Consider the following 22,728-nt stretch of genomic DNA (forward strand, 5'->3'; position numbering starts at 1 on the left):
ACCGCATCGCCTTTGCGGGCAGGATTGCCCCCGAGAGGTGAGGCCAAATGATCAAAACCAAGGGAATCAATCACATCGCTCTGGTGTGCCGCGATATGGAAGAAACGGTGCAATTCTACGAGCAGGTGCTCAATATGCCGCTGTTCAAGACGGTCGAGCTTCCGGGCGGGGGTCAGCACTTCTTCTTCGATTGCGGAGGCGGGAATGCAGTGGCGTTCTTCTGGTGGGCCGATGGACCGCCAGCGGCACCCGGCATCGCCTCAGTCAAAGCCTTTCCCTACGACGCGAAAACAGCCGTGGGCTCGATGAACCACTTGGCCTTCGACATGGAGGAAAGCGAGCTTGAGGCAGCGCTCGACCGCCTGCAAGAAGCGGGTGTCGAGCACACGCACGCAGTCATCAACCACGATGATAGCAAGATAGGCATGACGCAGGAAATGCACGAGGGTGTCTTTGTGCGCAGCGTCTATTTCACCGATCCCAATGGCATCATGCTGGAGTTTGCCGCGACCACCAAGAGCTTTGGCCCTGAGGACATCGCGCACAAACCCGCAACCGCCAATGACCGAGTGGAGCCCGCCTGATGCCGCGCCTCAAACAAGTCCCCAAGGCCGAAGCCGACGCAAGCGTTCTCCCTCTTTACAAGCTACTGTTCGGAGATCGCGATCCGGTCGCTGAACCCGGCACCGCCACCGGCACACCCGGGGATTGGTGGACCGTGTTCGCCAATTCTCCAGAGGCGTTAGCACACGCAGCACAAGGCTTTGCCTATTACCGCTCGCCCAAAAGGAAGCTCGACCCCGTGCTTCGCGAGCTTGGCCAGACTTGGGCGGGTTGGGCGACTGGAAGCCAGTTTGTGTTTTCGCAGCACTGCAAGTCCTTGCGCGGTCTCGCTTACCCGGAAGAGAGGATTGAGGCCCTGCCCACTTGGCAAACCGCGACTTGTTACAGTGCCAAAGAGCGCCTCGTGCTTGCTTATGCCGACCGCCTCGTGATGCACCAAGGGCGGGTGCCTGATAGCCTGTTCGATGCGCTCAAAGCTGAGTTTTCTGACGAAGAGATCATGGAGCTCACTTACGTCACCAGCCTCTATATGATGCACGCGGTGATGAGCCGGGCGCTGCGCACGGAGTTTGACGACCGCGATGATCCGATTGTCGAGGTGCCTGCGCCAGAGGGCTTTGATGCGCTCGACTTCCTTGGCGGGAATAGGGAGGAGAAGGGCTAAACCGCCCGCCCGACGAAACGCCCTTTGTCTTCGCGCGTCACCGAAAGCTTCGCGCCAAACGGCATACCGCCTTCGAACAGCGCAGCAGTTGCCTCATGGCTCAGATCCGCATTGCCCGCGACCCGCTCTCCATCAGCATTGCGCCCGATAAAAACAGCCACATCACCCTTTTTGTTGCGGTTGATCGTGTAGGTTTCGACCACAGCCTCGGCATAGTCGCCCTTGCAAACGGGCACCGCATTGGTGGCCTTTTCAAGCTTTGCGACGCGCGCAGATGCGTCCGACCAATCGGCAGGTGCCGTCGAATAAATGCCGGTTGAATATTTGCTCATCCACCCGCCATTGGCGCCGACTAATGCGGTTTTGCCGGGGGCTGCACGGACCCGCGCCACCGCTTCGCAAATGGCGTGGGCTGAATAATTGTTTCCGGCGCCGCCGAAGAACGGCAATCCGCCTGTCAGCGTCAGCCCTCGGCTGTCATCCACGGCGAGGCCAAAATGGTCGCATTGGTTGAACACGGGGATCGCAAAGCAGGAATAGAAATCGATGATATCGATTGCATCAAAGCTTTTACCCGCCATCGAAAGCGCCGCCTCGACACTGGCGATCGAGGCAGGATTACCCTCAAGCTCAGGCCGTTTGATAAGCTTTAGCTCGGTTGACGAAGTAATGGAGTGGATGTGCACCCATTTGTCTTCGGGAACGCCAAGCTCGCGCGCCTTTGCCGCGCTGGCGACGATAATCGCAGCGGCCTGGTTTACCTGATCGCGCGCCACCGTCATGCGGGTGTAGGGTTCAGCGACGATGCGGTTGCGTGTCGTGACGGTTGCCAGTTCCTCAGCGGTGCGTTCAACAGGCGCTGCGGAATGCGGATTATTTGCTGCTACTCGCGTGAATGGTTCAAACAGCTCACCGATCTTGAGGCGATATTCCTCAAGCGACAGGCCAAGCTTTGCCCGCCGCGCATTTTCGGCCAGCGCATAAAGCGGGATGGCACCGGTCGCGCCGTGGGCGAACAATTCCATCTCCATCAAATCTTCAACGCCAAGCCCGCGGTCTTCATGGGTCCCGCCGTGGGTTTCCGACCAATCCGGTGTTTCGCCTTTGGCCGCCAGAGCAAGCGCAGTTGAGATCGCCTCTGACCCGACAATCGCAGCGCATTGGTTGTGCCCTTCGGCAATATCGACGGCAAATTCGCCCAGCATTTGCTGATTGGTTTGCCCGCCTGTGGAGGAGAGGATCAGCCGCTCAGGCGTTGCCCCCACGCGCGAGGCAAAGGCCGCCGGTATGTTATCGGGCGCGCCAAAAGGCGGCTTTCGATCAGCGCGCGACATTTCAAATGCGCGGATGACCGAAAGTGTATCAATTGCGCCTGCAACCTGCCCATCGGTGTTGGCAGCGCCGCAATCGGCAATTGCATCGGCCAAGGCCCGGCCGCCCAAATCAGCATAGGAAAGGGGCGTGTAATCCGGGTCGGTCACTTTGTGCGAAAACTGGCCGACGCCAATGATGACCGGCGTGTTGTCAGCTATCATCAGTCTACGAAGTCTTCGATACGCTCGACGATGATCGCAGGGGCCATGCCGCCCGCTGCACACATGGTGACAAGACCATAGCGACCCTCGCGGCGCTCAAGCTCGTCGACAATGGTGCCGATCAGGATCGAGCCGGTCGCACCGATAGGGTGGCCAAGTGCGATAGAGCCGCCGTTCACATTCACGCGGTCCCAATCGAGATCCAGGTCCTTCATGAACTTAGCCGTCACAACGGCAAACGCTTCGTTGATTTCGAACAGGTCGATATCGTCGGTCGTAAGCCCTGCTTTTTCGAGCACTTTCTTAGCTGCGGGAACCGGCGCGTTGAGCATCAGCGTTGGGCAATCGCCCATATTGGCCGTGGCAACAACGCGGGCGCGTGGTTTGAGGCCATTGGCTTCGCAATACTCTTTAGAGCAAACCAGCACGGCCGCTGCGCCGTCCACAACGCCCGATGAGTTGCCCGGACCATGGAAGTGCTTGACCTCAAGGTCAGGGTATTTCTGATTGATCATACCCACAAAGGTCGGCTTGCCTTCGCCCATGGACATGCCAGCCATTTTCTCAAATGACGCAGGCAGTTGGCCGAGGATTTCCATGGTGGTGCCAGGCTTTGGAAACTCTTCCTTGTCGAGCACGACGTTGCCGTCGTCGTCGATCACCGGGACGAGTGACTTGTCAAAGCGGCCTTCTTCGATCGCGCGCGCGGCGTTCTCCTGGCTTTTGAACGCAACCATATCGAGCTCTTCGCGGGTGAAGCCTTCGATGGTGGCAATCGCATCGCCGCAAATGCCTTGCTGGGTTTGCGGATGGGTTTTGGCGAGGCGTTCATTGCCACTGCCCATGCCAAGCGGCATGATGCCTGCCTGCATTTTTTCCTGCATCATCGACGAGGTAAGGCTCATCATCTCTGTGCCGCCTGCCACAACGCAATCTTCCATGCCGCTCATGATAAGCGCAGCTGCAAGGTTCACCGAAGTGATGCCGCCCCCGCAGAAACGGTCAAGCGTCATGCCCGAAGAGGTCACATCATAGCCCGCATCAAGCGCCGCCATGCGGCCCATGTCGCCGCCTTGCTTGCCTTCTTGTGAAGAGGTTGACCAAACCACATCGCCGACGGTTGAGGTGTCGAGATTGTTGCGCTCTGCAATCGCTTTGAGACAAGTTGCAGCCAAATGCTGTGGGTGTTGACCCGCGAGCGCGCCTTTGCCCACTTTGCCAATTCCGCGCGGGGTGCGCACTGCGTCGACGATATATGCTTCAGCCATGGTATCTCTCTTCCCTAGAACTCGTTTTTATCGAAAATGCGGTTGACGGGTGCGTAAAGCCTCTGCACTCCATACACAAGAATTGAGTTTCAATTTGAAATGTCAAAAGTGATAGGGAGAGCCACAGGTGAGTGAAGAAGTTCTAACACAGGTCGAAGACGGCGTACTGATCGTCACTATCAACCGTCCCGAGGCGAAGAATGCCATGACCAAGGCGGCAGCCGAAGGCATTGCGGCAGCCATGGACCGCCTCGACGCCGAAGACGATTTGCGCGTTGGCATTCTGACCGGTGCTGGCGGCACGTTCTGTTCTGGCATGGACCTCAAAGGCTTTCTTCGCGGCGAAACGCCGAGCGTCGAAGGACGCGGATTTGGCGGCGTTGTGCAGGCCCCTCCTTCAAAGCCTCTGATCGCCGCAGTTGAAGGCTATGCGCTTGCTGGCGGTCTTGAGCTGATGATTGCATGTGACCTTGTGGTCGCCAATTCAGGCGCAAAATTCGGCATCCCCGAAGTGAAGCGTGGCCTTGTGGCGGCAGCTGGCGGGGTGATGATGTTGCCTGACCAAATCCCTGAGCGGATTGCGATGGAACTCTCGCTCACCGGCGATTTTATTGATGCTGAGCGCGCTTATGAACTCGGCCTCATCAACACCGTTACCGATGGCTCTGCATTGGAAGGCGCAAAAGCGCTGGCGGCCAAGATTGCTGCCAATGGTCCATTGGCCGTGCGTGTGTCAAAGCAGATTATCAAGGAATCGCGCGGCTGGGCGATGGAAGATCGCTACACCAACCAGGGTAAGCTCATCGCGCCTGTCTTCGTGTCAGAAGATGCCCGTGAAGGTGCGGCTGCATTTGCTGAAAAACGCGCGCCCAATTGGAAGGGTAAATAATGTGACGAGGGGGCGTCTTTCGAGGGTGCCCCTCCGTATGTAGACAAGGGATTCAAGGAGAGAGAAATGCCCGTCATTGACGTAGCGCAGCCCGAGTTCATGGAAGACGAAGAGATTGCGATCTTCGCAGACGCGGTTGGCAAATTTTATCAGCAACACGCCCCTGAAAAGCGCGTTCAGAAATGGCGCGATGAGGGGCAAGTAGAACGCGAGTTTTGGAACGAGGCGGGAGCCGCTGGCCTTCTAGGCGTTTCGGTTCCGGAGCAATATGGCGGCCACGGCGGCGACTTTCGCCACGATATGGTCGTGATCGACCAACAGGCGAAGCATGAAGTCGATGGCTTTGCGGCCAGCTTGCACAATACCATCATCCTCCCATACCTCGTGCGCCACGGCACCGAAGAGCAAAAGCAGAAATATCTGCCAAAGCTTGTAACAGGTGAACTCGTCAGCGCGATTGCGATGACTGAGCCGGGCGTTGGTTCCGATCTTCAGTCTATTACCACCACCGCTCTCAAAGACGGTAATGGCTACCGCATCAACGGCGCGAAAACCTACATCTCGAACGGCCAGACCGCTGACTTCATCGTAGTCGTCGCCAAGACCGACCCGAATGAGCGCGCCAAAGGCATCTCCTTGATGCTGCTCGAAACAGAAGGCGCAGAAGGGTTCCAGCGCGGCAAGAAACTTGACAAGATCGGGCTTGATGCAGCGGACACTTCGGAACTGTTCTTCGATAATGTCTTCGTGCCAGCTGAAAACGTGCTTGGCGGCGTTGAAGGCAAAGGCTTTTATCAGTTGATGGGCGAGCTTCCTCAGGAACGCCTGGTGATCGCCATGGGCGCCTGCACTGGCATCGAAAAAGCGCTCGACACCACCGTTGACTATGTGAAGAGCCGCAAGGCGTTTGGTCAAACAATCTGGGACTTCCAGAACACGCAATTCGTGCTCGCCGACCTCAAAGCGCGCGGCACAGCTGCGCGGGTGTTCGTCAACGATTGCATCGCAAAGCTGCTTAAAGGCGAGCTTGATGTTGCGACCGCTTCGATGGCCAAATACTGGTGCACCGAGCTGCAGGGCGAAGTCGTCGACAAATGCCTCCAGCTTCATGGCGGCGCCGGCTACATCAACGAATACCCCATCGCCAAAATGTACCGCGACAGCCGCATCACGCGGATCTTTGGCGGTTCAAACGAAGTGATGAAAATGCTGATCGCGCGCAGCATGTAAGCTGATTGATCAGAGACATTTAAAGAGGCCGCTCGGGAAACCGGGCGGCCTTTTTTAGGGCCAAAAAAAGGGGGTCACCCGGTTGCCCGGATCACCCCCTTTCGTGTTTGGCTTAGAACGCTTAGAACTTCGTCCGGATCGTCGCGCCATAGGTGCGAGGTTCGAGGGTGAAGCTCGAGCGGGCGTTGATCGCCCCGGTCCCACGAAGCACGTTGTTGAAGGTCACGCCCCGTGTGATCTCATTCGTGAGGTTGAGGACGTAGAATTCAAGCGATACGCGTTCATCGAAGGTGCGAATACCAGCGCGCAGATTGATCTTGATGTTCGAATCCTGAACATCGGCAACAATCAGCGGCGCTGCATCAATCGCAGCCTGCGTTTCAGCGATAGTCGCTCCTTGTGCAGGCGGAACGATCGCCTGGGTAGAAGTCCGCTCATCTGACACTATCCGGATTTGCCCTGCGGCGAAGAATTCAAGCGTGTCGCTGAGCTCAGTTTCGTACAGAGCCCCGGCGATAGCCGTGACTTCTGCCGCATTGGTGAGGTCATTGCCGCATAGCGACAGAACCGTCACGCTGGTCAGGTCGCCTGCGCAATCATCGGGATAACGCGCATCCAGGATCGTCGCGCCAAGGTTGAAAGTCCAATTGTCACTCGGGCGAATGACGCTTTCAATCTCGACACCGGTCGTCAGCGCTTCGGGCACGTTGAACGATTCAAAGGCAGCGCCTGTAAATTCCAGAACCTGGAAGTTCGAAAACTCCTGGTGGAAACCAGCGACGTTCAGGGTGACCGCATCATCAAGCAAACGCGCTTTCAGACCGACCTCATAGGCATCGACTTCTTCCGAAAGGAAGGTCGGGTCTGCGCCCAAAACGCCTGCGGTTGTATCGAGGTTGATACCACCCGCCTTAATGCCGTGAGTGAAGCTGGCATAGGTGCTGATGTCCGGAGTGATTTCGTAGCCCAATTTGACTGTGTAGATGAGTTCATCATCATTAAAATCGGCCTGGAAAGTCTGCGGCAGCGGAAGAACCGCCGACGCTGGAAGGTCGGCCGGGGCCGTGAAGCCAAAACACCCGGTTCCCAATGCGAGCGGTGCTAGCGGTCCTAATGCGCCTGGAATTGACCCATCAAGAAAGCCAGGGACAAGAGCGTTGCACACATCATTGGAGTTCGCGACCTGCGCAAATCCGCCCGACTTGCTTTCATCGGTGTACCGAAGACCAACGGTAAACTCGAGGCCATCGGTTATTTCAAAGCTGTTATGCGTGAAGATCGACCAGCTCTCAGCCTCCTGGGTAAACCGGTTTGTGCTGAACGAGCCTGCCGGATCAAAGCCCGTCAACGCGGTCAGCGGATTGGCTCCCAGCGTTCCGAGTGTTGCCCCGCCTGAAAGACCTGCGAACAAAGCGCCGATGTATTCACCATAGTCTTCCTCGAGGAAAAACGAGTTGTTCGCCTCGATTTGTTCGTCGGAATAGTACCCACCAACGAGCCAGTTTAGGCGGCCATCAAACGCTTCCCCCTGAAAACGCAGTTCGGCAGTGAAGGTCTCAATCTCTGTAAGCAGTTCGACGTTGAAAACATCGACCGCAGAGAAGTCCGAATCGTAAAACTCTTCCGCGTCAAATTTGCGGTAGGACGCGATGAAGATCGCCTCCGCATTGTCTCCAATCGGATGCTCGAATTCTCCAAGAACGCCCCAATTGTCGACATCTGCCCTCGGAGCAAAGGTTGCTGCGACCGCACGGTCCTGTGCCGCTTCGTCAAATCCTGCCTGATCGAAAGGATTGGTCGCAAAGTTGCCCAGAGGCTGACCACCATTCCCCGGAAGGCCGACCGCCGCATAAAACGGGGCAATCGGTGTTTCGAAAACCGATGTTGCAACACCGGCACTCGACTGGTTGTTTGAATAGTCACCAATAATGCGGCCTCTGAAGCCGCTATCGGTTTCCCAACCGATTTGGCCGCGAACAAGATAGCGGTCAGTGTCATTGGTGTCGTCGAACTGGGTGCCGGTCGCATCAACAACTGCAATCGCACCGTCGCGTTTACGATAGGCACCGGTAAGGCGCAGCGCCAGTGTGTCTTCCACAATCGGGAGGTTGACCGCGCCTTGGAGGCTCATCTCGTCAAACCGGCCGTAGGTTGCGTTTGCGAAGCCGCCAAACTCTCCCAAGTCCGGGCGGACAGTTGTAATGTTCAACGCGCCTGCCGAGGTGTTACGGCCAAACAGTGTGCCTTGCGGCCCGCGTAGAACCTCGACCCGCTCGATATCGACAAATTCGCCGAGGGCAACGCCGGGACGTGACTGATAAGCGCCATCGATAAAGATACCGACCGCGGACTCAAATCCGATGTTGTTGGAAGTCGTACCAACACCGCGGACACGAAGCACCACCGAACCGGCGGCGGTTTGCGCGGTCGTGCTCGAGAAGCTTGGCGCCACCGCAGTGACGTCTCTGATCTCGTTTACGCCTTGGCGTTCAAGCTGGGCAGGGCCAACCGCTGTCACAGCCAGCGGAATATCCTGAACGTCCTGCGCACGGCGCGTCGCCGTCACGATAATGACGTTATCATCCGCCTCGGGCGTGGCAGCCGCCTCTCCGTCCTGTGCGAATGCTGGTGCTGTGAATGAACTACAGGCCATAAGGCCAGCCGCATAGGCGGCAAGCTTGCGTGTCATATTTTCTCTCTCCACATCCATCTGGTGTATGCCAGAATGGTTTCCAAAGAAGAGACTATCAGCGGTGTCCCACTTGCCAAGGGACCTCAGTTAGTTATCGCGCTGATGATGCAAAAATGCCACAATTTACGCTGCAGCGCAGCATATGTGCGACACTTTCGTTCGGTAGGGAATTTTGTTTCAGCCCAGCGCCAGGATTTGCGTGAAAGTTAGAGCCCCACACTGACACCAAACCACACGGTTCTTGGCACACCAAGATCAATTGCCCCACTCGCATTGCGGGTCACAATCGTTTCATCAAATACGTTCTCTGCTCGCGCTATAAGCGAGATTGCATCGCTCAAGGGCAATTGCGCAAACAGGTTGAGCGTTGTTGAAGCAGGCAGGACATCGGCTTCCTGATCATCCTCGAACTGCGAGCCAACATGTCGCAGAGTGCCCGCAAGCCGGACGCCTTCAGATGGCTCCCAAGCCAAAGTCGCTGATGCGGCAAACTCGGGTGTTTGTGGCGGACGATTGTCATTCAGCGCGATTGAAGCGCCTTCGCCATCAATCGTCGCATCGGTGTAGGCAAGCGATGTATCAAGACTTACCGAGCCAAATTGTAGCGCAAGCGTTCCTTCAATCCCGGTCGCATCAATAGCTGGCAGATTCTGGCGTTGTCGCAGGTTTGGTTCCAGCGTGACATTCGCGATGGCATTCTTAACGCGGTTGTCGAAAGCGGTGAGCGATACAACAGCGTTGCGCGATGGCTGCCAGTCAAAGCCAAGTTCAAAGCCTTCAAGCCGCTCGTTCTCCAGCTCTGCATTGGCCTGTGTGACAACAGGAAAGACCACAAAGGGGCGGTAGAGTTCGTTCAATGTGGGCAAGCGAAGACCGGTGTAGGCGGCTGCACGAAGGCTAAGTCCGCGGCTCACATTGACACTACCGCCTGCACGCCAGCTTACTGCCCAGTCTGAGCGGTCAGGGGCGATGGTCTCGCTCACCAAAGCGCCGGTTGCATTGACCGCGCGAAAAAAGCCGTCTTCGATGAGCGTGTGGTCAGCACGAAGGCCTCCCGTTAGAACTATGGGACCGATGGACCAATCATCTTCTACGAAGAAACCCAGATTGCTGTTCACTCCGCCAGCACGACGGCTTTCGCGCAAGTTTCCGGTGAAAGCGCTGAACGCATCCTCTTGAAGCTCGCCATCGCTGCGGCGGTAGTCGGCACCAATACGCACATCATGACCTTCGGCCACGGGCGGGCGCAATTCAATCTTGCCACCGAGCCCGGTCGAAGGCGTATTGCGTTGGTCCAGCACTTTTACAAAACGGGTCGAGCTGATGATCACATTGTCGAAATTGCGCGCCTGCACATAGGCGAGCGCATCAAACTGCCAATCGCCGCGCCCGACGATTCGAAGGCTGGCATCTTGTCCGCGATGGTTTGAATCAGCACCTTCAAAACGAAGGGTGCGTCCGTCATCAAAAGCGCTCGCCCGGGCCTGCAGTTCCACATCGGGTGAAAGCGGAGCAACGGCGCGAAGACCCACCTGCCAGCTATCAAACGCAGCGCGCGCGCTTGCCGGAACGCGTTGTTCGTCTGGCGCGGTGAAAAACCCCTGCCCGCGGTCCCATCGTCCGCTTATGACTGCAAAGCCACCGCCAAGGTCTTGAGCCACAGCGCCCGTAAGCTCCGTCTCTTCGCGGTTATTAACCAGTAGGCTTGCCGTAGCATTGCCCAATGCCGCGGGCCCAGCGCTCTCCAACTCGATTGTGCCAGCCAAAGCGCCTGCCCCAAACGGCCCCGAACCGCCCCCGCGCGTCACGCGGATGTTGGAAAGCGTATCGGGCGAAATCGACGAAAGCGGGATGTAGCCAAAGAACGGTTCAGCAATCGGCACCCCGTCCAGCAATACCAGAGCGCGGCTCGTGGCATTTCCACCCAGCGCCCGCAATGTGACACCTTGGGCTGTGGGATTGGAAGAACGGCTGTCGGAGCGGCGAAACTGCTGAAAACCGGCCACATTGGAAAGCACATCTTCAAGCCTGCCCGAACCGGTCGAGACGATCGCCTCGCGGTCGATTTCTACGGTCGAATAAACAATGTTCGACAGCGCGGGTTCAAGCCCTTCACCGGTTACGACGATTTCCGGGGTGTTGTCCTCCTCCTGCGCACTGGCAGAAAAAGGAATACAAAGGGCAAGAATGGAGGAGGCTGACAGCCATAAGGGGGTCTTCATAGCTGCCGCGCGTAGCGCCATCATTGGCCCCAAAGCAACCAAAAGTAAGTTGCTTTTTGCAATCATGACTCGCTTTTGACGGTCCCTTGTGCTTACCTTCACGTCAACTGGAGAGAGAAAACACATGTTAGCGACACCACCCGACTTTGACGTCCTGATTGTTGGCGCAGGCATTTCCGGCATCGGCATGGCAGCACACATGCAGATGAAGGCGCCAGATCATACCTTTACGATTGTCGAGCGGCGCGAAAATCTGGGCGGCACATGGGACCTGTTCCGCTATCCCGGCATCCGTTCAGACAGCGACATGCACACGCTTGGCTTTGATTTCGAGCCATGGCGTCACGAGAAGAGCATCGCGGATGCGCCTGCGATCCTCGACTATCTCAACAAGATCGTGGATGACCGCAAAATCCGTGAGCGCATCCGCTTTGGCCACAAGGTCATCAGTGCCAATTTCCGCGAAGACGAAGCGCGATGGCATGTCGAAATGGAGCTTAACGATGGATCGCGCACCCATCTCACCGCTAACTTCCTGTATCTTGGCTCGGGCTATTACGACTATGATGAGCCTTACGATGCAGGTTTTGAGCTTGGCGACTTTGAAGGCCAGGTGATCCACCCGCAATTCTGGCCTGAAGACCTGGATTACACTGGCAAGAGAGTCGTGGTGATTGGCTCTGGCGCAACGGCCGTGACTATTGTCCCGTCGATGTCGGACAAGGCTGAAAAGGTCACGATGCTCCAACGCACGCCGACCTGGATGTTTGCAAGGCCTGCCAAAGACGGCGTTGCCAACTTCTTGCGCAAGGTCCTGCCCGAACGCGTCGCCTATGCCATCACCCGCTTCAAGAACATCCGCTTTCAGGATTTTGCTTTCAAACGCGCCCGCGAGAAGCCGGAGAAAGTCAAAGAGGCACTTTATAAAGGTATCGAGAAAGCGCTTGGCCCCGGCTTCGACAAAGATGCTTTCACACCGCCTTACAATCCTTGGGAACAGCGCCTGTGCCTTGTGCCAGACGACGATTTGTTCGAGGCGATGAAAGCGGGCAAGGCCGAGGTCGTTACCGACCACATTGCAGGCTTTGAAAAGAATGGCATCCGTTTGAAGTCGGGCGACCTTCTTGAAGCAGACATTATCGTCACCGCAACCGGCCTCAAGCTTGCGATCGCAGGCAAGATCAAAGTGAGCGTGAACGACCAACCCGTCGATTTCTCTCAGCGCTATTACTACAAAGGTTGCATGTACTCCGACCTTCCCAACCTGGCGGTCGTGTTCGGTTACATCAACGCAAGCTGGACCCTGCGCGCAGACATCAACTCCGACTTTGTCTGCCGTGTGCTCAACAAAATGCGCGCCAAGGGATCAGATATTGTCAATCCGGTGATGACCCCGGCGATCAGGGCGAATATCGTCGATGAAGATATCTTTGGCGATTTTTCGAGCGGATATCTGAACCGCGCGAAGGATATCAATCCGAAGAATGCGACCGAGTATCCTTGGCGGCTTAATCAGGAATATGTCCTTGATAAGAAGCGCATGGCAAGCGATCCGGTCGATGACGGTATTCTCACTTTCTCACGTGCCGGAGCCAATGCGCAAAGCCCGGACGAGCAGCTTGAGGCGGCTGAGTAAAAGCCTCCCAACCGAGTTGGGTGTTTGGAATGGATTTCATGAGGCACTTCGCTTAAGCGATGTCTCATGACCTCCCCCGACCCCAAGCACGCAAAAATCTGGACCGCAGGCCTCGTCATCATCGGTGATGAGATCCTTTCGGGCCGTACACACGATAAGAACATCGGACAAATCGCAACCTGGCTTCAGGTGCAAGGCATTCGTCTGGCCGAAGTGCGCGTGGTGGCCGATGATGAAGACAAAATCGTAGAGGCCGTAAACGCCCTTCGCGCGGACAATGACTATCTCTTCACCACGGGCGGCATCGGGCCGACCCATGATGACATCACGGTTGATGCTGTCGCGAAAGCCCTCGGCGTGGACGTCGTGATCCACCCGGAGGCGCGCTCCATTCTCGAGGGCTATTATGAGGGTCGCGGCGGGCTCAATGAAGGCCGCCTTCGCATGGCGCGTGTACCTGACGGCGCAGAGCTTATCCGCAACAAGAAGTCGGGCGCTCCCGGCATTCGTCATGGCAATATCTTTGTCATGGCAGGCGTCCCGCATATCGCGGCCGGCATGCTTGATGCGCTCACCGGGCAGCTGGAGGGCGGTGCGCCTTTGCTGTCAGAGACCATCGGCTGCTGGACCGCTGAAAGCGAGATTGCCGACCTTTTGCGCGAAGTCGAAGAAGCGCACGAAGGGTGTCAAATCGGTTCCTACCCTTTCTTTCGCGAGGGGCGCGTTGGCGCAAACTTTGTCATCCGCTCCACCGATGCAGAAACCGTAAAAAGCGCGGTCGACAGCCTGACCGATGGGCTCGCGACCAACGGCCTCGATTTCACGCCAGGCGGAATTTAAGAGCAAAGCTGTTACGACAGCGCCAGCAGTCACAATAAGTTTCGAGGGGTCATATGACGAACAACACAGGGGCCCTTGCCCACTTTACCGATTTGCCAAGCATCTTGCTCAAACACCGCATTTGGGTTGGGCTTCTTGCTATCCTCATTTGCGCAGGCACCTGGTCGGTGGACCTGATGGAGCTGGTCTACAACTGCCCCTATTGCCGGGCGCAGCGAACGATCATTGGCCTGCTCGGCCTGCTGCTTCTGATGCCCGATCTCAAGTTCTGGCTGGTGCGATATATGTCGGCTGTGTTTGCCATCTTCGGGCTTGGCGTTGCTGTGCGTCAGCACTTTGGCGGTTGGGCCCGAATGAACCGCGGCGAGTTTGAATGGGGTGAGCAGTGGTTCATAAATCCATGGCTTTTGTCCGGAATTGCGATCTTCATCATCACTGCGCTGTTACTGCTGATCTGGTCAGACAAAGCCAGCGACTAGGCCCCAAAAAGGCAGCAACGGAAAAGGGGCCGGAAGCATTACGCTTCCAGCCCCTTTCATATTCACTTGAAGTAGGAAAGGCGCGCGTCTTTACGCTAACGCCTCGCTAATCGAGCGCGATTTACGCGCCTTCTACCTCGCCAAGGTCGACCTTGAGGCCTGGGCCCATGGTTGAGGTCAGTGAGACCTTCTGGACGTATTTGCCTTTGGCGCCCGATGGCTTGGCCTTCACAACCGCTTGGGTGAGCGCTTCGAAGTTGGCCTTCAGCGCTGCATCGTCAAACGAGAGCTTGCCGATGCCGGTGTGGATGATGCCCTGCTTCTCAACGCGGAACTCAACCTGGCCGCCCTTGGCGTCCTTGACGGCTTGCTCAACATTAGGAGTGACCGTGCCGAGCTTCGGGTTTGGCATGAGGCCTTTTGGACCAAGCACTTTACCCAGACGACCCACAACGCCCATCATGTCAGGGGTTGCGATCACGCGGTCGTAATCGAGGTTGCCGTTTTGCATGTCTTCCATGAGGTCTTCAGCACCAACCTTGTCAGCGCCAGCAGCCGTGGCTTTCTCAGCGTTGTCACCGCGCGCAAACACAGCAACCTTCACGTCTTTACCGGTGCCCGATGGCAGCGAGACCATGCCGCGAACCATTTGGTCAGCGTGACGTGGGTCAACGCCAAGGTTCATTGCCAGCTCAACGGTTTCGTCAAACTTCGCCTTGTGCTCGCGCAGTGTCGCGATGGCTTCGTCAACGGTGTAGAGCTTTTCTAAATCGAGCTCTGCACGAACTTTTTGCTTTTTCGTCAGTTTCGCCATGGTCCTAGCCCTCCACCTCGAGGCCCATCGCGCGTGCGGAGCCTTCGATAATCTTGACAGCAGCGTCGATGTCATTTGCGTTGAGGTCTTTCATTTTGACCTCTGCAATTTCAGCGAGCTGAGCGCGGGAGATTTTGCCGACCTTGTTCTTGTTCGGCTCACCAGAACCCGATTTGATCTTCGCAGCCTTCTTGAGAAGGAAAGAAGCGGGCGGGCTCTTCGTGGTGAAGGTGAACGAGCGGTCTGCGTAAACCGTGATCGTAGTGGGGATCGGCGCGTTTTTCTCAAGGTCCTGTGTGGCAGCGTTAAACGCCTTGCAGAATTCCATGATGTTGACGCCGCGCTGACCCAGAGCCGGGCCGATTGGCGGTGACGGGTTAGCGGTGCCAGCAGGCACCTGGAGCTTGATATAGCCCTCGATTTTCTTGGCCATGAGAGGCCTCCTTTTCTCACTGTTGCCCGCTTCGTGTCGAGGCGGGCTCATGTTAAGCGGTCAAACAGTTCTCGAAATTGAGAGCCTCCCGCACGGAATCGCACCGTAAATGCGAATAGGCGCACATAGCGATTTGTGCGGCTGGCGCAAGACAATTCACCCCTAAAGGGCAGGCGACCAGAAAACTGCGACAAGGTTTGTTAACACAGACCAGCTATGCCCTCGAAGAAAGTATAACCGTGCCAATCACTGTGCCATCCCAAGGGGGTCTTTTTCCGATGCTCAACGCTGCAATCAAACTCAAAGATATCGTCTCCAGCAATGTCACCGCACTGGTCGATTCCGCCGCAAACCCGGCCAAATTGCTGCACAATCTCCAACGCGAGATTGAGGGCTCCATCGTTGCACTTGAAGGGGACAAGGCGAAGGCTAAGGCGCGGTTGAAGGAGCTTGAGGCGAAATACGTCCAGAACGAGATGCGCGAAGCCGACTGGGGCGATAAAGCGAAGACCGCCATGGAGAACGGTGACGAGGCACTTGCCCGTCAGGCTCTCATGGCGCGCGAGGATTGCCGCGAGATTATGGAATCGGTGAAACGCGAAGGAGCCATCGTAAAGGCCGAACTGGATGCGATTGAAGAGGCTATTGGCGATCTGGAAGTGAAGCGCGAAGACGCCCGCCAGCGTGCGCAGGATCAGGCCGCAGGTGCAACCACTTCCTCGGGCACCGCAAAGGGTTCGAGAACCGACAAGCGCATCGCCAAAATCAACAAGCTGCAAAAACGCGCCGAATTCGCGACCGACGAGATGTCACCCAGCGTTTCCGAGGCAGCGGTCAGCCGCGACATCGAGGAACTGCGCCGCAAGGAGATGATCGAGAAAGAACTCGAGGCGCTTCGCGGCGGAAGTACACCTGCCAAAAGCGCGCGCCGAAAATCGAAGTAAGGTGATCAGCGTGTCCGCCTAGCCAGCTCAAAAGCCGGGGTTTTCATGCCCTTGGTCCGGCTGGTGAGGTGGTATTGGTGGCACAGCTCGCATTTGTATGCGCGCAAGGTCACGTCCGCGCGGGCTGCGACCTCTTCGGCCGCTGCACGCGTCGCAAACCGTTTCTTGCGATTGCAGATGCGGGGGCTGGTCTTCACCGTATGCCCACAAACAGCGCTTACTTGACCAGTTCGACCTGTTCAAAGTCCAGTTCAACAGGCGTTGCGCGGCCAAAGATCGAAACGCTGACCTTGACCTTGGCTTTATCAAAGTCGAGCTCTTCGACCACACCGTTGAAGCTTGCAAACGGCCCGTCGAGCACTTTGACTGAGTCGCCGATTTCATAATCGACGCTGATATCCTGCTTGGGCGCAGCTTTCGCTTCTTCAACGCCGCCAAAGTAGCGCGCAGCCTCGCGCTCGCTGATCGGTTGTGGCTTGTTGTTGTTGCCAAGGAAGCCCGTCACCTTCGGCGTGTTCTTGACGAGGTGATAGATGTCATCGTTCATGCGCAGTTTGGCAAGCACGTAGCCCGGCATAAACTTGCGCTCGACTTGAACCTTTTTACCGCGTTTCACTTCGGTCACGGTTTCGGTTGGAACTTCGATTTCCTCGACACCCTCGGTCAGGCCAAGACGCTCGGCTTCCGCGATAATCGCTTCTTTGACCTTGTTTTCAAAACCGGAATAGGCGTGGATGATATACCAACGAGACATGGAAAATTGTCCTTGAAAAAAGCGCTAATGCGCCTGCGTTATGCAAGCGTGAGAAGAAAATTCACAACGGCGTTGAACAGGCTGTCGACACCAAAGAAGAACAGGGCGAGCACCACCATGAAGATGAAGACAAAGATCGCAGTGCGCACTGTCTCTTCGCGGGTGGGCCACACAACCTTGCTCGTCTCGGTGCGCACCTGATTTACAAACTCGGGGACCGAGGTCTTGCGCTTCTTTTGCGCTGCCTTTGCTGCTCCCTTCGCTTCAGGGGCCTTTGGTTCCTCAGCCATGTACTTAATCTCTCAGCTACGCGTGAATGTCGTTTTTTCCGGCTTTCAGGTAGGGCTCATCGCCGCCGGGAACAAGGTCTCGGGCTGGCTCTAATCTCTACCAATGTCGGAATTCGGGCCCAATTAGGGCGTTTCCGCGTCGATGGCAAGGGTGTGTAGCCTATTGACGCCAATTCGCAGTGGCACGCTCATTTCCCCTAGCCAGCCGCGCCTCGCGGCGATAGCGTATGGCTCATACAGCCTGACGATTGGCCACCTTACACAACAGGTCGACGCGGCATAGAGAGAAGCAAACGGGGATTTCACACACAATGGCCGCAGCAGATAACGGGTCGATGAGCCTGATCGATCACGTCACTAACATCTCTGACTTCATCTGGGGAGGGACCTGGAATGGCGAGACGCTTTCCTGGTTGTCGATTGCTGGCAATCCCATCCCGCCGATGGTGATCATCCTGCTTGGCGCAGGGCTTTACATCATGTTCGGCCTCAAATTTTACCCTATCCGCCAATTGGGCAGCGCCTTTGCGGGCCTGTTCAAGGGCCGCAAAAGCGAAGGCGACGGGGAGATCTCACCCTTTGCCGCGCTTTCAACCGCGCTCTCGGGACAGGTGGGCACAGGTAACCTTGCAGGCGTTGCCACCGCGATTGCGCTGGGTGGGCCTGGCGCGATTTTCTGGATGTGGATCACCGCCCTAATCGGCATGGCGCTTGCCTTTGCCGAAGGTTCGCTTGCGATCCGATACCGCGAGAAAACCTCTGACGGGGTCTATCGCGGCGGCCCGATGAGCTACATCATGATTGGCCTTGGCCCCAAATTCACCTGGCTTGCGATCGTATTCTGCCTTGGCACATTGTTCTCAGCGATGGTGACCGGTAACTCCATTCAGGCAAACGCCGTGGCGGACGGCCTCAATGAATTGTTCGGTATCGAAGAATGGCTGGGCGGATTGATCGTAGCGGTCGCCGTTTTCGTCGTCATCATCGGCGGCATCAAGTCCATCGGCGGCGTTGCGGAGAAAGTTATTCCCTTCATGGCCGCAGCGTACATCGTCATGGCTGTCATCGCTCTTATTCTGAACATTCAGGATATCCCCGCGACCTTCAGTCTGATCTTCCGCGGCGCGTTTGGCTTTGATGCAGCAGCGGGCGGATTTACCGGCGCGATGATTGCTTTGGCGATCCGAGCCGGTGTTGCGCGCGGGCTGTTCTCTAATGAAAGCGGACAGGGCTCCACCCCAATCGCGCACGCTGTGGCACAGACCAACGATCCGGAACAGCAAGGTCGCATGGCGATGCTTGGCTGTTTCATTGATACGATCGTGATCTGCACCATGACGGCGCTGGTGATCCTCACCGTACAGGGCGATTTCAGCAATGGCGGCGCAGCTGTGGCACACGCCTATGAAAGCGACCTTCAAGGCTTCGCGATGACAAGCGGCGCTTTTGCAGCAGCCTTCCCGTTCGAGATCGCTGCGATCCCTCTGGGCACGCTTATCGCATCGACGGCTCTGATCCTGTTCGTGTTCACCACTTTGCTCACCTGGAGCTATTACGGCGAGCGGGCGATCACGTTCATCTATGACCGCATCCCGGGCTCGACCCGCGGCGGTGAGAAGGTCTTGCACATGATCTGGCGCGTGTTGTGGTGCGTGGTGATTTATGTCGGCTCGACCCAGGACCTCACCCTGGTTTGGCGCCTTGGCGACATTTCCAACGCGGCGATGGCCTTGCCCAACCTTGTGGCGCTGCTGCTGCTTTCAGGTGTGGTGTTCAAACTGGCGCAAGGGATGCGTGATGCAGGGCCGACACATACGGCAGACACGCCCGAAGAGCCTGAGGAATACTAGGCTCCAGACAACTCCTAAACCGGAAAAGGGAGCGTTCTACTCGCAAGAACGCTCCCAACACCCGGATACAGGTCCCCCCAATAAGTTGCGGCCTTCATTAAGAGCCCGCGGGAGGCTCATGCACCCTTGATCAGCTTCGCCACAAGTCATTGCCCTTGTGGCAGTGAGCCTCACAAGCTGGACGCTCCAAAGATTGCTCTCAAGCGTCAGGCCGCGAGCAGCGATCCGAAAGGTTGGCACGCAAGCGATCTTACCCCCCAGTGAGATCAATCGCATGATATCATCATCAGGCCATTTCGAGAGAGATCGTGCCTGACACCAAGTCCTTCGAATCGCTGAACTCGGGGCGGAAAATGCAGGGTGGCAGCGTGTCGCGATGTGCAAATTGCCACATCCGGAAAATTGCGTAACGGCGCACGCAAGTGTCAAGCCATTGCAGGTTTGCCCGGAGTGCCCAGAACCTTTGCAAAAATCCATCCGCCGATGCCGCCTGCAATTATCTGGCTGGTAAAGCCAAACGCCGAACGCGCGCCGCTGATGGGGACAGTTTGGAACTGCAAATACATGAGACCCAAAACCATGCCTAGAGCGGCAGCACCCGCTACCGGATAGGCAACACTGGAAAGACCCGGCAGGATGCGTTTGACCAAGGCGGCGATTGCAAAACCCAGCAGAAACGCGGCGGCAATAACCGCAAGGTAAAGCCACATGTTGGAGATATCGAAGGCGGTCATATTAAGCCTGTCGGTGAAGGTGACCGGCACATTATGCGCGCCAATCACGAACTGCGCATTGGCGATCACGGCCAGCACATAGGTGCCTATGCTTGCAACGATCAAGGCGGCAATCCACCGTCCAAAACGCTTCATTTCTCTCTCCAAAAGCTTTGCGCAAACTAGATGCTTTGCGTGTGTGATCAAGTGATATGCATGCCAGTGGACAAATGCTCCATGCCATCTGATAAGCGTCGCAAAACGACCGGGGCTTCGAGGACTACGAACATGCGCGCGATTTTTACCACTCTGGCCTTGGGCGCAGCGGCCCTCGCGTTGGCAGCATGCGAGGACCAGGGCGCATCGCCAACCGGTGACAAGACCAGCGTTTCTGCAGGGCGCGTGGATGCGGGACCGGTCAATTACGAGGTCCAGACGGTGGCCGAGGGGCTCGATCATCCGTGGTCGCTTGCCTTCCTGCCTGATGGAAACATGCTGGTGACAGAGCGGACTGGTGCGCTTTTGTTGATTAAGCCCGATGGATCACAAGAGACGGTTCAAGAGTTCACCGGAAGCTGGAAACTTCCCCCGGTCCACTTTGGCAATGGGATACAGGCGGGGCTGTTCGATGTGGTCTTGCATCCGCAGTTTGAAGACAATGATCTCATCTACATCTCTTATGCGGGTCTTCTCGAAAATGGCGAGAACACGCTTATTCTGGCGCGCTTCGTTTATGCAGACGGGAAGCTGTTGGATGGGGAAGAGATTTTCCGCGCCTCGCCTAGCCGCATTCAAGGCAACCATTATGGCGCACGGATCGCCTTCCTTCCCGATGGCACTTTGTTGATGCCCATAGGCGATGCCTTTCACTTCCGCGAGGAAGCGCAGAGCCTCGACAACCATTTTGGCAAGATTGTGCGGCTCAATGACGATGGGTCGGTTCCCGATGACAATCCCTTCGTGGACCAAGAGGGTGCTCTGCCCGAGATCTGGTCCTACGGCCACCGCAACCCTCAAGGCATTCTTGTGGCTGCCGACTTCCGCGTGCTCTCAAACGAACATGGCCCAGCAGGCGGCGATGAAGTCAACCATATCAAAAAAGGTGCCAATTACGGCTGGCCCACGGTCACCTATGCGCTCGATTATTCGGGCGGGCGGGTATCACCATTCGAAGCGCTGGAGGGAACCGAGCAATCGCTGGTCCATTTCACCCCTTCGATCGCGCCTTCGGGATTTGCGCAATATGCAGGAGAGGCTTTCCCCGAATGGCAAGGCGACCTCTTCCTCTCCGCTCTTGCGCTCCGCCATGTGCGCCATATCGAACTGGAAGCGGATGGGACACTGGGCAAGCAGCAAGAGCTTTTCGGTGAGCTCGACGTGCGTTTCCGCGATGTGCGTAGTGGACCTGATGGAATGCTCTATCTCCTAACCGAGGAAGAGGGCGAAACCAGCCGCATCCTGCGCATCACACCCAAAGGGTGACGCAGGGTGATCTGCAATCAATCCGGCGATGTAGAGAGAATGGCAGGGGCACAGAGACTCGAACTCTGGACCTTCGGTTTTGGAGACCGACGCTCTACCAACTGAGCTACGCCCCTACGCAAGACAGCGCCTTTAGAACGTGCATTTGCAATAGGCAAGCGCACTCTTTTGTTAGTTTGCAGGTCAATTGCATACTGACGCGTGGCAAGCGCGGTGGTAGGCGTTCAAACGCTATGCACGCGCCGAAACGCCCTCAGACGCCGACGCCTATCCCGGTGGAGACCTTGCTGCTTGCCTATCGCAGCGGGATTTTCCCGATGGCGGACAATCGCGAGGATGACGAGATATTCTGGGTCGAGCCGCGCGAACGGGCGATCATTCCGCTGGAAGGCCTCTACGTCTCGAAATCCTTACGCAAAGTGCTGCGATCTGACCGGTTTGCGGTGACGATCGATCAGGATTTCGAAGGCGTCATGCACGCCTGCGCTGCGCCCCGTCCGGGCCACCCGGAAAGCTGGATCAGTGGGCGCATCGTGGAAAGCTACAAAGGATTGCATGCAGCAGGGCACGCCCATTCCATCGAGTGTTGGGAGAAGGAAGAGAGCGGCGAGCGGCGTCTGGTCGGTGGACTTTATGGCGTTTCCTTCGATTCGGTATTTTGCGGGGAGAGCATGTTCAGCCTTGCCGACAATGCCAGCAAGGTTGCGCTGTGCTGGCTGGTCGCGTGTCTGAAGCTTGCAAATTTCAAACTGCTCGATTGCCAGTTTATGACCGATCACCTTGCGAGCATGGGTGCAGTGGAGATGCCGCAAAAGGCATATCTCAAACTTGTAGCAATGGCGCGGAATGCCCCCGATATGGGCCTGATGGACGCGTTTGAAAGCTGCTCAAACAATTCCCAAGGCGATCACTCTTCGCCCGGAAAGCTCATCGCGCAGTCTTTGATCCAAACATCATAGACCGGGTGCTCAACCACATTCAGGCTGGGATTTTCCTTGAACAGCCAGCCAGAAAACACGCGGGAGTGGTTGTCCTGCCCACGCTCCAGCACGTCCAACTGCACAAAGGCGCCGGTTTCCTGAGGAAATTCATAAGGTGCCGTGCGCTCACACGCATCCAGCCGGACAATCACCGCACCCTCTTCGACGCTTTCACCGGGGCGAAGTTCGAAATCCTGGCTCACATTGTTGCGCTTGTTGAGAAGACCAATGGTGGCAACACGCTCTGCCATAGGGGTGGCACCATCTTGGGCATCAGCGGCTGCCAATGCAGCGGCTGTCGCTTCTGACGGGGCTGAGATTTGCGGCTCGTCCGTCTCGACGTCGCCATCCTCTGCCTCTGATCCGAGAATAGAGCTGGCCGCGTCGCATCCTGCCAACGCAAAAGCGGCGACAAGCGGAAAGGTCAGAGAAAGTCTGCGGCTCAAAAT

22 protein-coding genes and 1 tRNA gene are annotated in these 22,728 nt (G+C 56.8%); 11 read left to right on the forward strand and 12 right to left on the reverse strand.

Going from position 1 to position 22,728, the window contains the following annotated elements:
* The first annotated feature begins 47 nt into the window (after positions 1–47).
* Positions 48–584 carry a VOC family protein gene (locus AC0V6Q_RS09475; RefSeq protein WP_486168136.1) on the forward strand — a complete coding sequence of 179 codons (537 nt, stop codon included), beginning with the start codon at positions 48–50 and terminating at the stop codon, positions 582–584.
* Complete coding sequence (locus AC0V6Q_RS09480; RefSeq protein ID WP_486168137.1) at positions 584–1,228, forward strand: carboxymuconolactone decarboxylase family protein; 645 nt, start codon at positions 584–586, stop codon at positions 1,226–1,228. Before AC0V6Q_RS09475 ends, AC0V6Q_RS09480 begins: the two co-directional genes overlap by 1 nt.
* On the opposite strand, the gene AC0V6Q_RS09485 is transcribed toward AC0V6Q_RS09480, so the two are convergent.
* Together AC0V6Q_RS09485 and AC0V6Q_RS09490 are read right to left on the reverse strand one after the other, a co-directional pair.
* Positions 1,225–2,763: an acetyl-CoA acetyltransferase gene (locus tag AC0V6Q_RS09485; RefSeq protein ID WP_486168138.1), complete on the reverse strand. Its 1,539-nt coding sequence runs from the start codon at positions 2,761–2,763 to the stop codon at positions 1,225–1,227. The genes AC0V6Q_RS09480 and AC0V6Q_RS09485 overlap by 4 nt on opposite strands.
* Positions 2,763–4,031, reverse strand: coding sequence for an acetyl-CoA C-acetyltransferase (locus AC0V6Q_RS09490; RefSeq protein ID WP_486168139.1), 1,269 nt, complete (start codon positions 4,029–4,031; stop codon positions 2,763–2,765). Before AC0V6Q_RS09490 ends, AC0V6Q_RS09485 begins: the two co-directional genes overlap by 1 nt.
* Before the next feature lie 127 nt (positions 4,032–4,158).
* On the opposite strand from AC0V6Q_RS09490, the gene AC0V6Q_RS09495 reads away from it, so the two are divergent.
* Entirely contained in the window at positions 4,159–4,920 is a 762-nt protein-coding gene (locus AC0V6Q_RS09495) for a crotonase/enoyl-CoA hydratase family protein (RefSeq protein WP_486168140.1), read from the forward strand.
* A 66-nt stretch (positions 4,921–4,986) separates the two neighbouring features.
* Complete coding sequence (locus AC0V6Q_RS09500; RefSeq protein WP_486168141.1) at positions 4,987–6,150, forward strand: acyl-CoA dehydrogenase family protein; 1,164 nt, start codon at positions 4,987–4,989, stop codon at positions 6,148–6,150.
* Positions 6,151–6,271: 121 nt separating this feature from the next.
* On the opposite strand, the gene AC0V6Q_RS09505 is transcribed toward AC0V6Q_RS09500, so the two are convergent.
* Positions 6,272–8,839, reverse strand: a complete 2,568-nt coding sequence (locus tag AC0V6Q_RS09505; protein WP_486168142.1) for a TonB-dependent receptor — start codon at positions 8,837–8,839, stop codon at positions 6,272–6,274.
* Between the two features lie 209 nt (positions 8,840–9,048).
* Positions 9,049–11,064, reverse strand: a complete 2,016-nt coding sequence (locus tag AC0V6Q_RS09510) for a TonB-dependent receptor (RefSeq protein WP_486168143.1) — start codon at positions 11,062–11,064, stop codon at positions 9,049–9,051.
* A 124-nt stretch (positions 11,065–11,188) separates the two neighbouring features.
* Here AC0V6Q_RS09510 and AC0V6Q_RS09515 point away from each other — a divergent pair, with 124 nt between their 5' ends.
* The 3 genes from AC0V6Q_RS09515 to AC0V6Q_RS09525 all read left to right on the forward strand — a co-directional run bounded on the left by AC0V6Q_RS09515 (position 11,189) and on the right by AC0V6Q_RS09525 (position 14,019).
* Positions 11,189–12,700: a flavin-containing monooxygenase gene (locus AC0V6Q_RS09515; RefSeq protein WP_486168144.1), complete on the forward strand. Its 1,512-nt coding sequence runs from the start codon at positions 11,189–11,191 to the stop codon at positions 12,698–12,700.
* Between the two features lie 66 nt (positions 12,701–12,766).
* Complete coding sequence (locus tag AC0V6Q_RS09520; RefSeq protein ID WP_486168145.1) at positions 12,767–13,540, forward strand: competence/damage-inducible protein A; 774 nt, start codon at positions 12,767–12,769, stop codon at positions 13,538–13,540.
* A 53-nt stretch (positions 13,541–13,593) separates the two neighbouring features.
* Entirely contained in the window at positions 13,594–14,019 is a 426-nt protein-coding gene (locus AC0V6Q_RS09525; RefSeq protein ID WP_486168146.1) for a hypothetical protein, read from the forward strand.
* Between the two features lie 121 nt (positions 14,020–14,140).
* Here AC0V6Q_RS09525 and rplA read toward each other — a convergent pair whose 3' ends face one another.
* Positions 14,141–14,833 carry a 50S ribosomal protein L1 gene (rplA, locus tag AC0V6Q_RS09530; RefSeq protein WP_486168147.1) on the reverse strand — a complete coding sequence of 231 codons (693 nt, stop codon included), beginning with the start codon at positions 14,831–14,833 and terminating at the stop codon, positions 14,141–14,143.
* A gap of 4 nt (positions 14,834–14,837) precedes the next feature.
* Entirely contained in the window at positions 14,838–15,266 is a 429-nt protein-coding gene (rplK, locus tag AC0V6Q_RS09535) for a 50S ribosomal protein L11 (RefSeq protein ID WP_486156075.1), read from the reverse strand.
* A gap of 278 nt (positions 15,267–15,544) precedes the next feature.
* On the opposite strand from rplK, the gene AC0V6Q_RS09540 reads away from it, so the two are divergent.
* On the forward strand, positions 15,545–16,210 hold the full coding sequence (locus AC0V6Q_RS09540) for a PspA/IM30 family protein (protein ID WP_486168148.1): 666 nt from the start codon (positions 15,545–15,547) through the stop codon (positions 16,208–16,210).
* Positions 16,211–16,215: 5 nt separating this feature from the next.
* Here AC0V6Q_RS09540 and AC0V6Q_RS09545 read toward each other — a convergent pair whose 3' ends face one another.
* From AC0V6Q_RS09545 to secE, 3 genes are read right to left on the reverse strand one after another with little or no spacing between them, the layout of a single operon-like run.
* Complete coding sequence (locus tag AC0V6Q_RS09545; protein WP_486168149.1) at positions 16,216–16,407, reverse strand: hypothetical protein; 192 nt, start codon at positions 16,405–16,407, stop codon at positions 16,216–16,218.
* 20 nt (positions 16,408–16,427) lie between these two features.
* A complete protein-coding gene (nusG, locus tag AC0V6Q_RS09550; RefSeq protein ID WP_486168150.1) occupies positions 16,428–16,964 on the reverse strand; it encodes a transcription termination/antitermination protein NusG in 537 nt (178 codons plus the stop codon).
* A 38-nt stretch (positions 16,965–17,002) separates the two neighbouring features.
* Positions 17,003–17,254 carry a preprotein translocase subunit SecE gene (gene secE, locus AC0V6Q_RS09555; RefSeq protein ID WP_486168151.1) on the reverse strand — a complete coding sequence of 84 codons (252 nt, stop codon included), beginning with the start codon at positions 17,252–17,254 and terminating at the stop codon, positions 17,003–17,005.
* A gap of 311 nt (positions 17,255–17,565) precedes the next feature.
* Between secE and AC0V6Q_RS09560 the strand changes: the two genes are divergently transcribed.
* Positions 17,566–19,104, forward strand: coding sequence for an alanine/glycine:cation symporter family protein (locus AC0V6Q_RS09560; RefSeq protein ID WP_486168152.1), 1,539 nt, complete (start codon positions 17,566–17,568; stop codon positions 19,102–19,104).
* 425 nt (positions 19,105–19,529) lie between these two features.
* On the opposite strand, the gene AC0V6Q_RS09565 is transcribed toward AC0V6Q_RS09560, so the two are convergent.
* Positions 19,530–19,973: a hypothetical protein gene (locus AC0V6Q_RS09565; protein ID WP_486168153.1), complete on the reverse strand. Its 444-nt coding sequence runs from the start codon at positions 19,971–19,973 to the stop codon at positions 19,530–19,532.
* Between the two features lie 132 nt (positions 19,974–20,105).
* Here AC0V6Q_RS09565 and AC0V6Q_RS09570 point away from each other — a divergent pair, with 132 nt between their 5' ends.
* Positions 20,106–21,299, forward strand: a complete 1,194-nt coding sequence (locus AC0V6Q_RS09570; RefSeq protein ID WP_486168154.1) for a PQQ-dependent sugar dehydrogenase — start codon at positions 20,106–20,108, stop codon at positions 21,297–21,299.
* A gap of 40 nt (positions 21,300–21,339) precedes the next feature.
* Here the strand turns inward: AC0V6Q_RS09570 and AC0V6Q_RS09575 are convergent.
* A tRNA-Trp gene (locus tag AC0V6Q_RS09575) sits at positions 21,340–21,415 on the reverse strand.
* 117 nt (positions 21,416–21,532) lie between these two features.
* Between AC0V6Q_RS09575 and aat the strand changes: the two genes are divergently transcribed.
* Positions 21,533–22,258: a leucyl/phenylalanyl-tRNA--protein transferase gene (gene aat, locus AC0V6Q_RS09580; protein ID WP_486168155.1), complete on the forward strand. Its 726-nt coding sequence runs from the start codon at positions 21,533–21,535 to the stop codon at positions 22,256–22,258.
* On the opposite strand, the gene AC0V6Q_RS09585 is transcribed toward aat, so the two are convergent.
* Positions 22,207–22,725: a DUF2155 domain-containing protein gene (locus tag AC0V6Q_RS09585; RefSeq protein WP_486168156.1), complete on the reverse strand. Its 519-nt coding sequence runs from the start codon at positions 22,723–22,725 to the stop codon at positions 22,207–22,209. The two genes, aat and AC0V6Q_RS09585, sit on opposite strands and share 52 nt — an antisense overlap.
* Between the last annotated feature and the right edge of the window lie 3 nt (positions 22,726–22,728).

This window comes from Erythrobacter sp. S227, assembly GCF_057364925.1.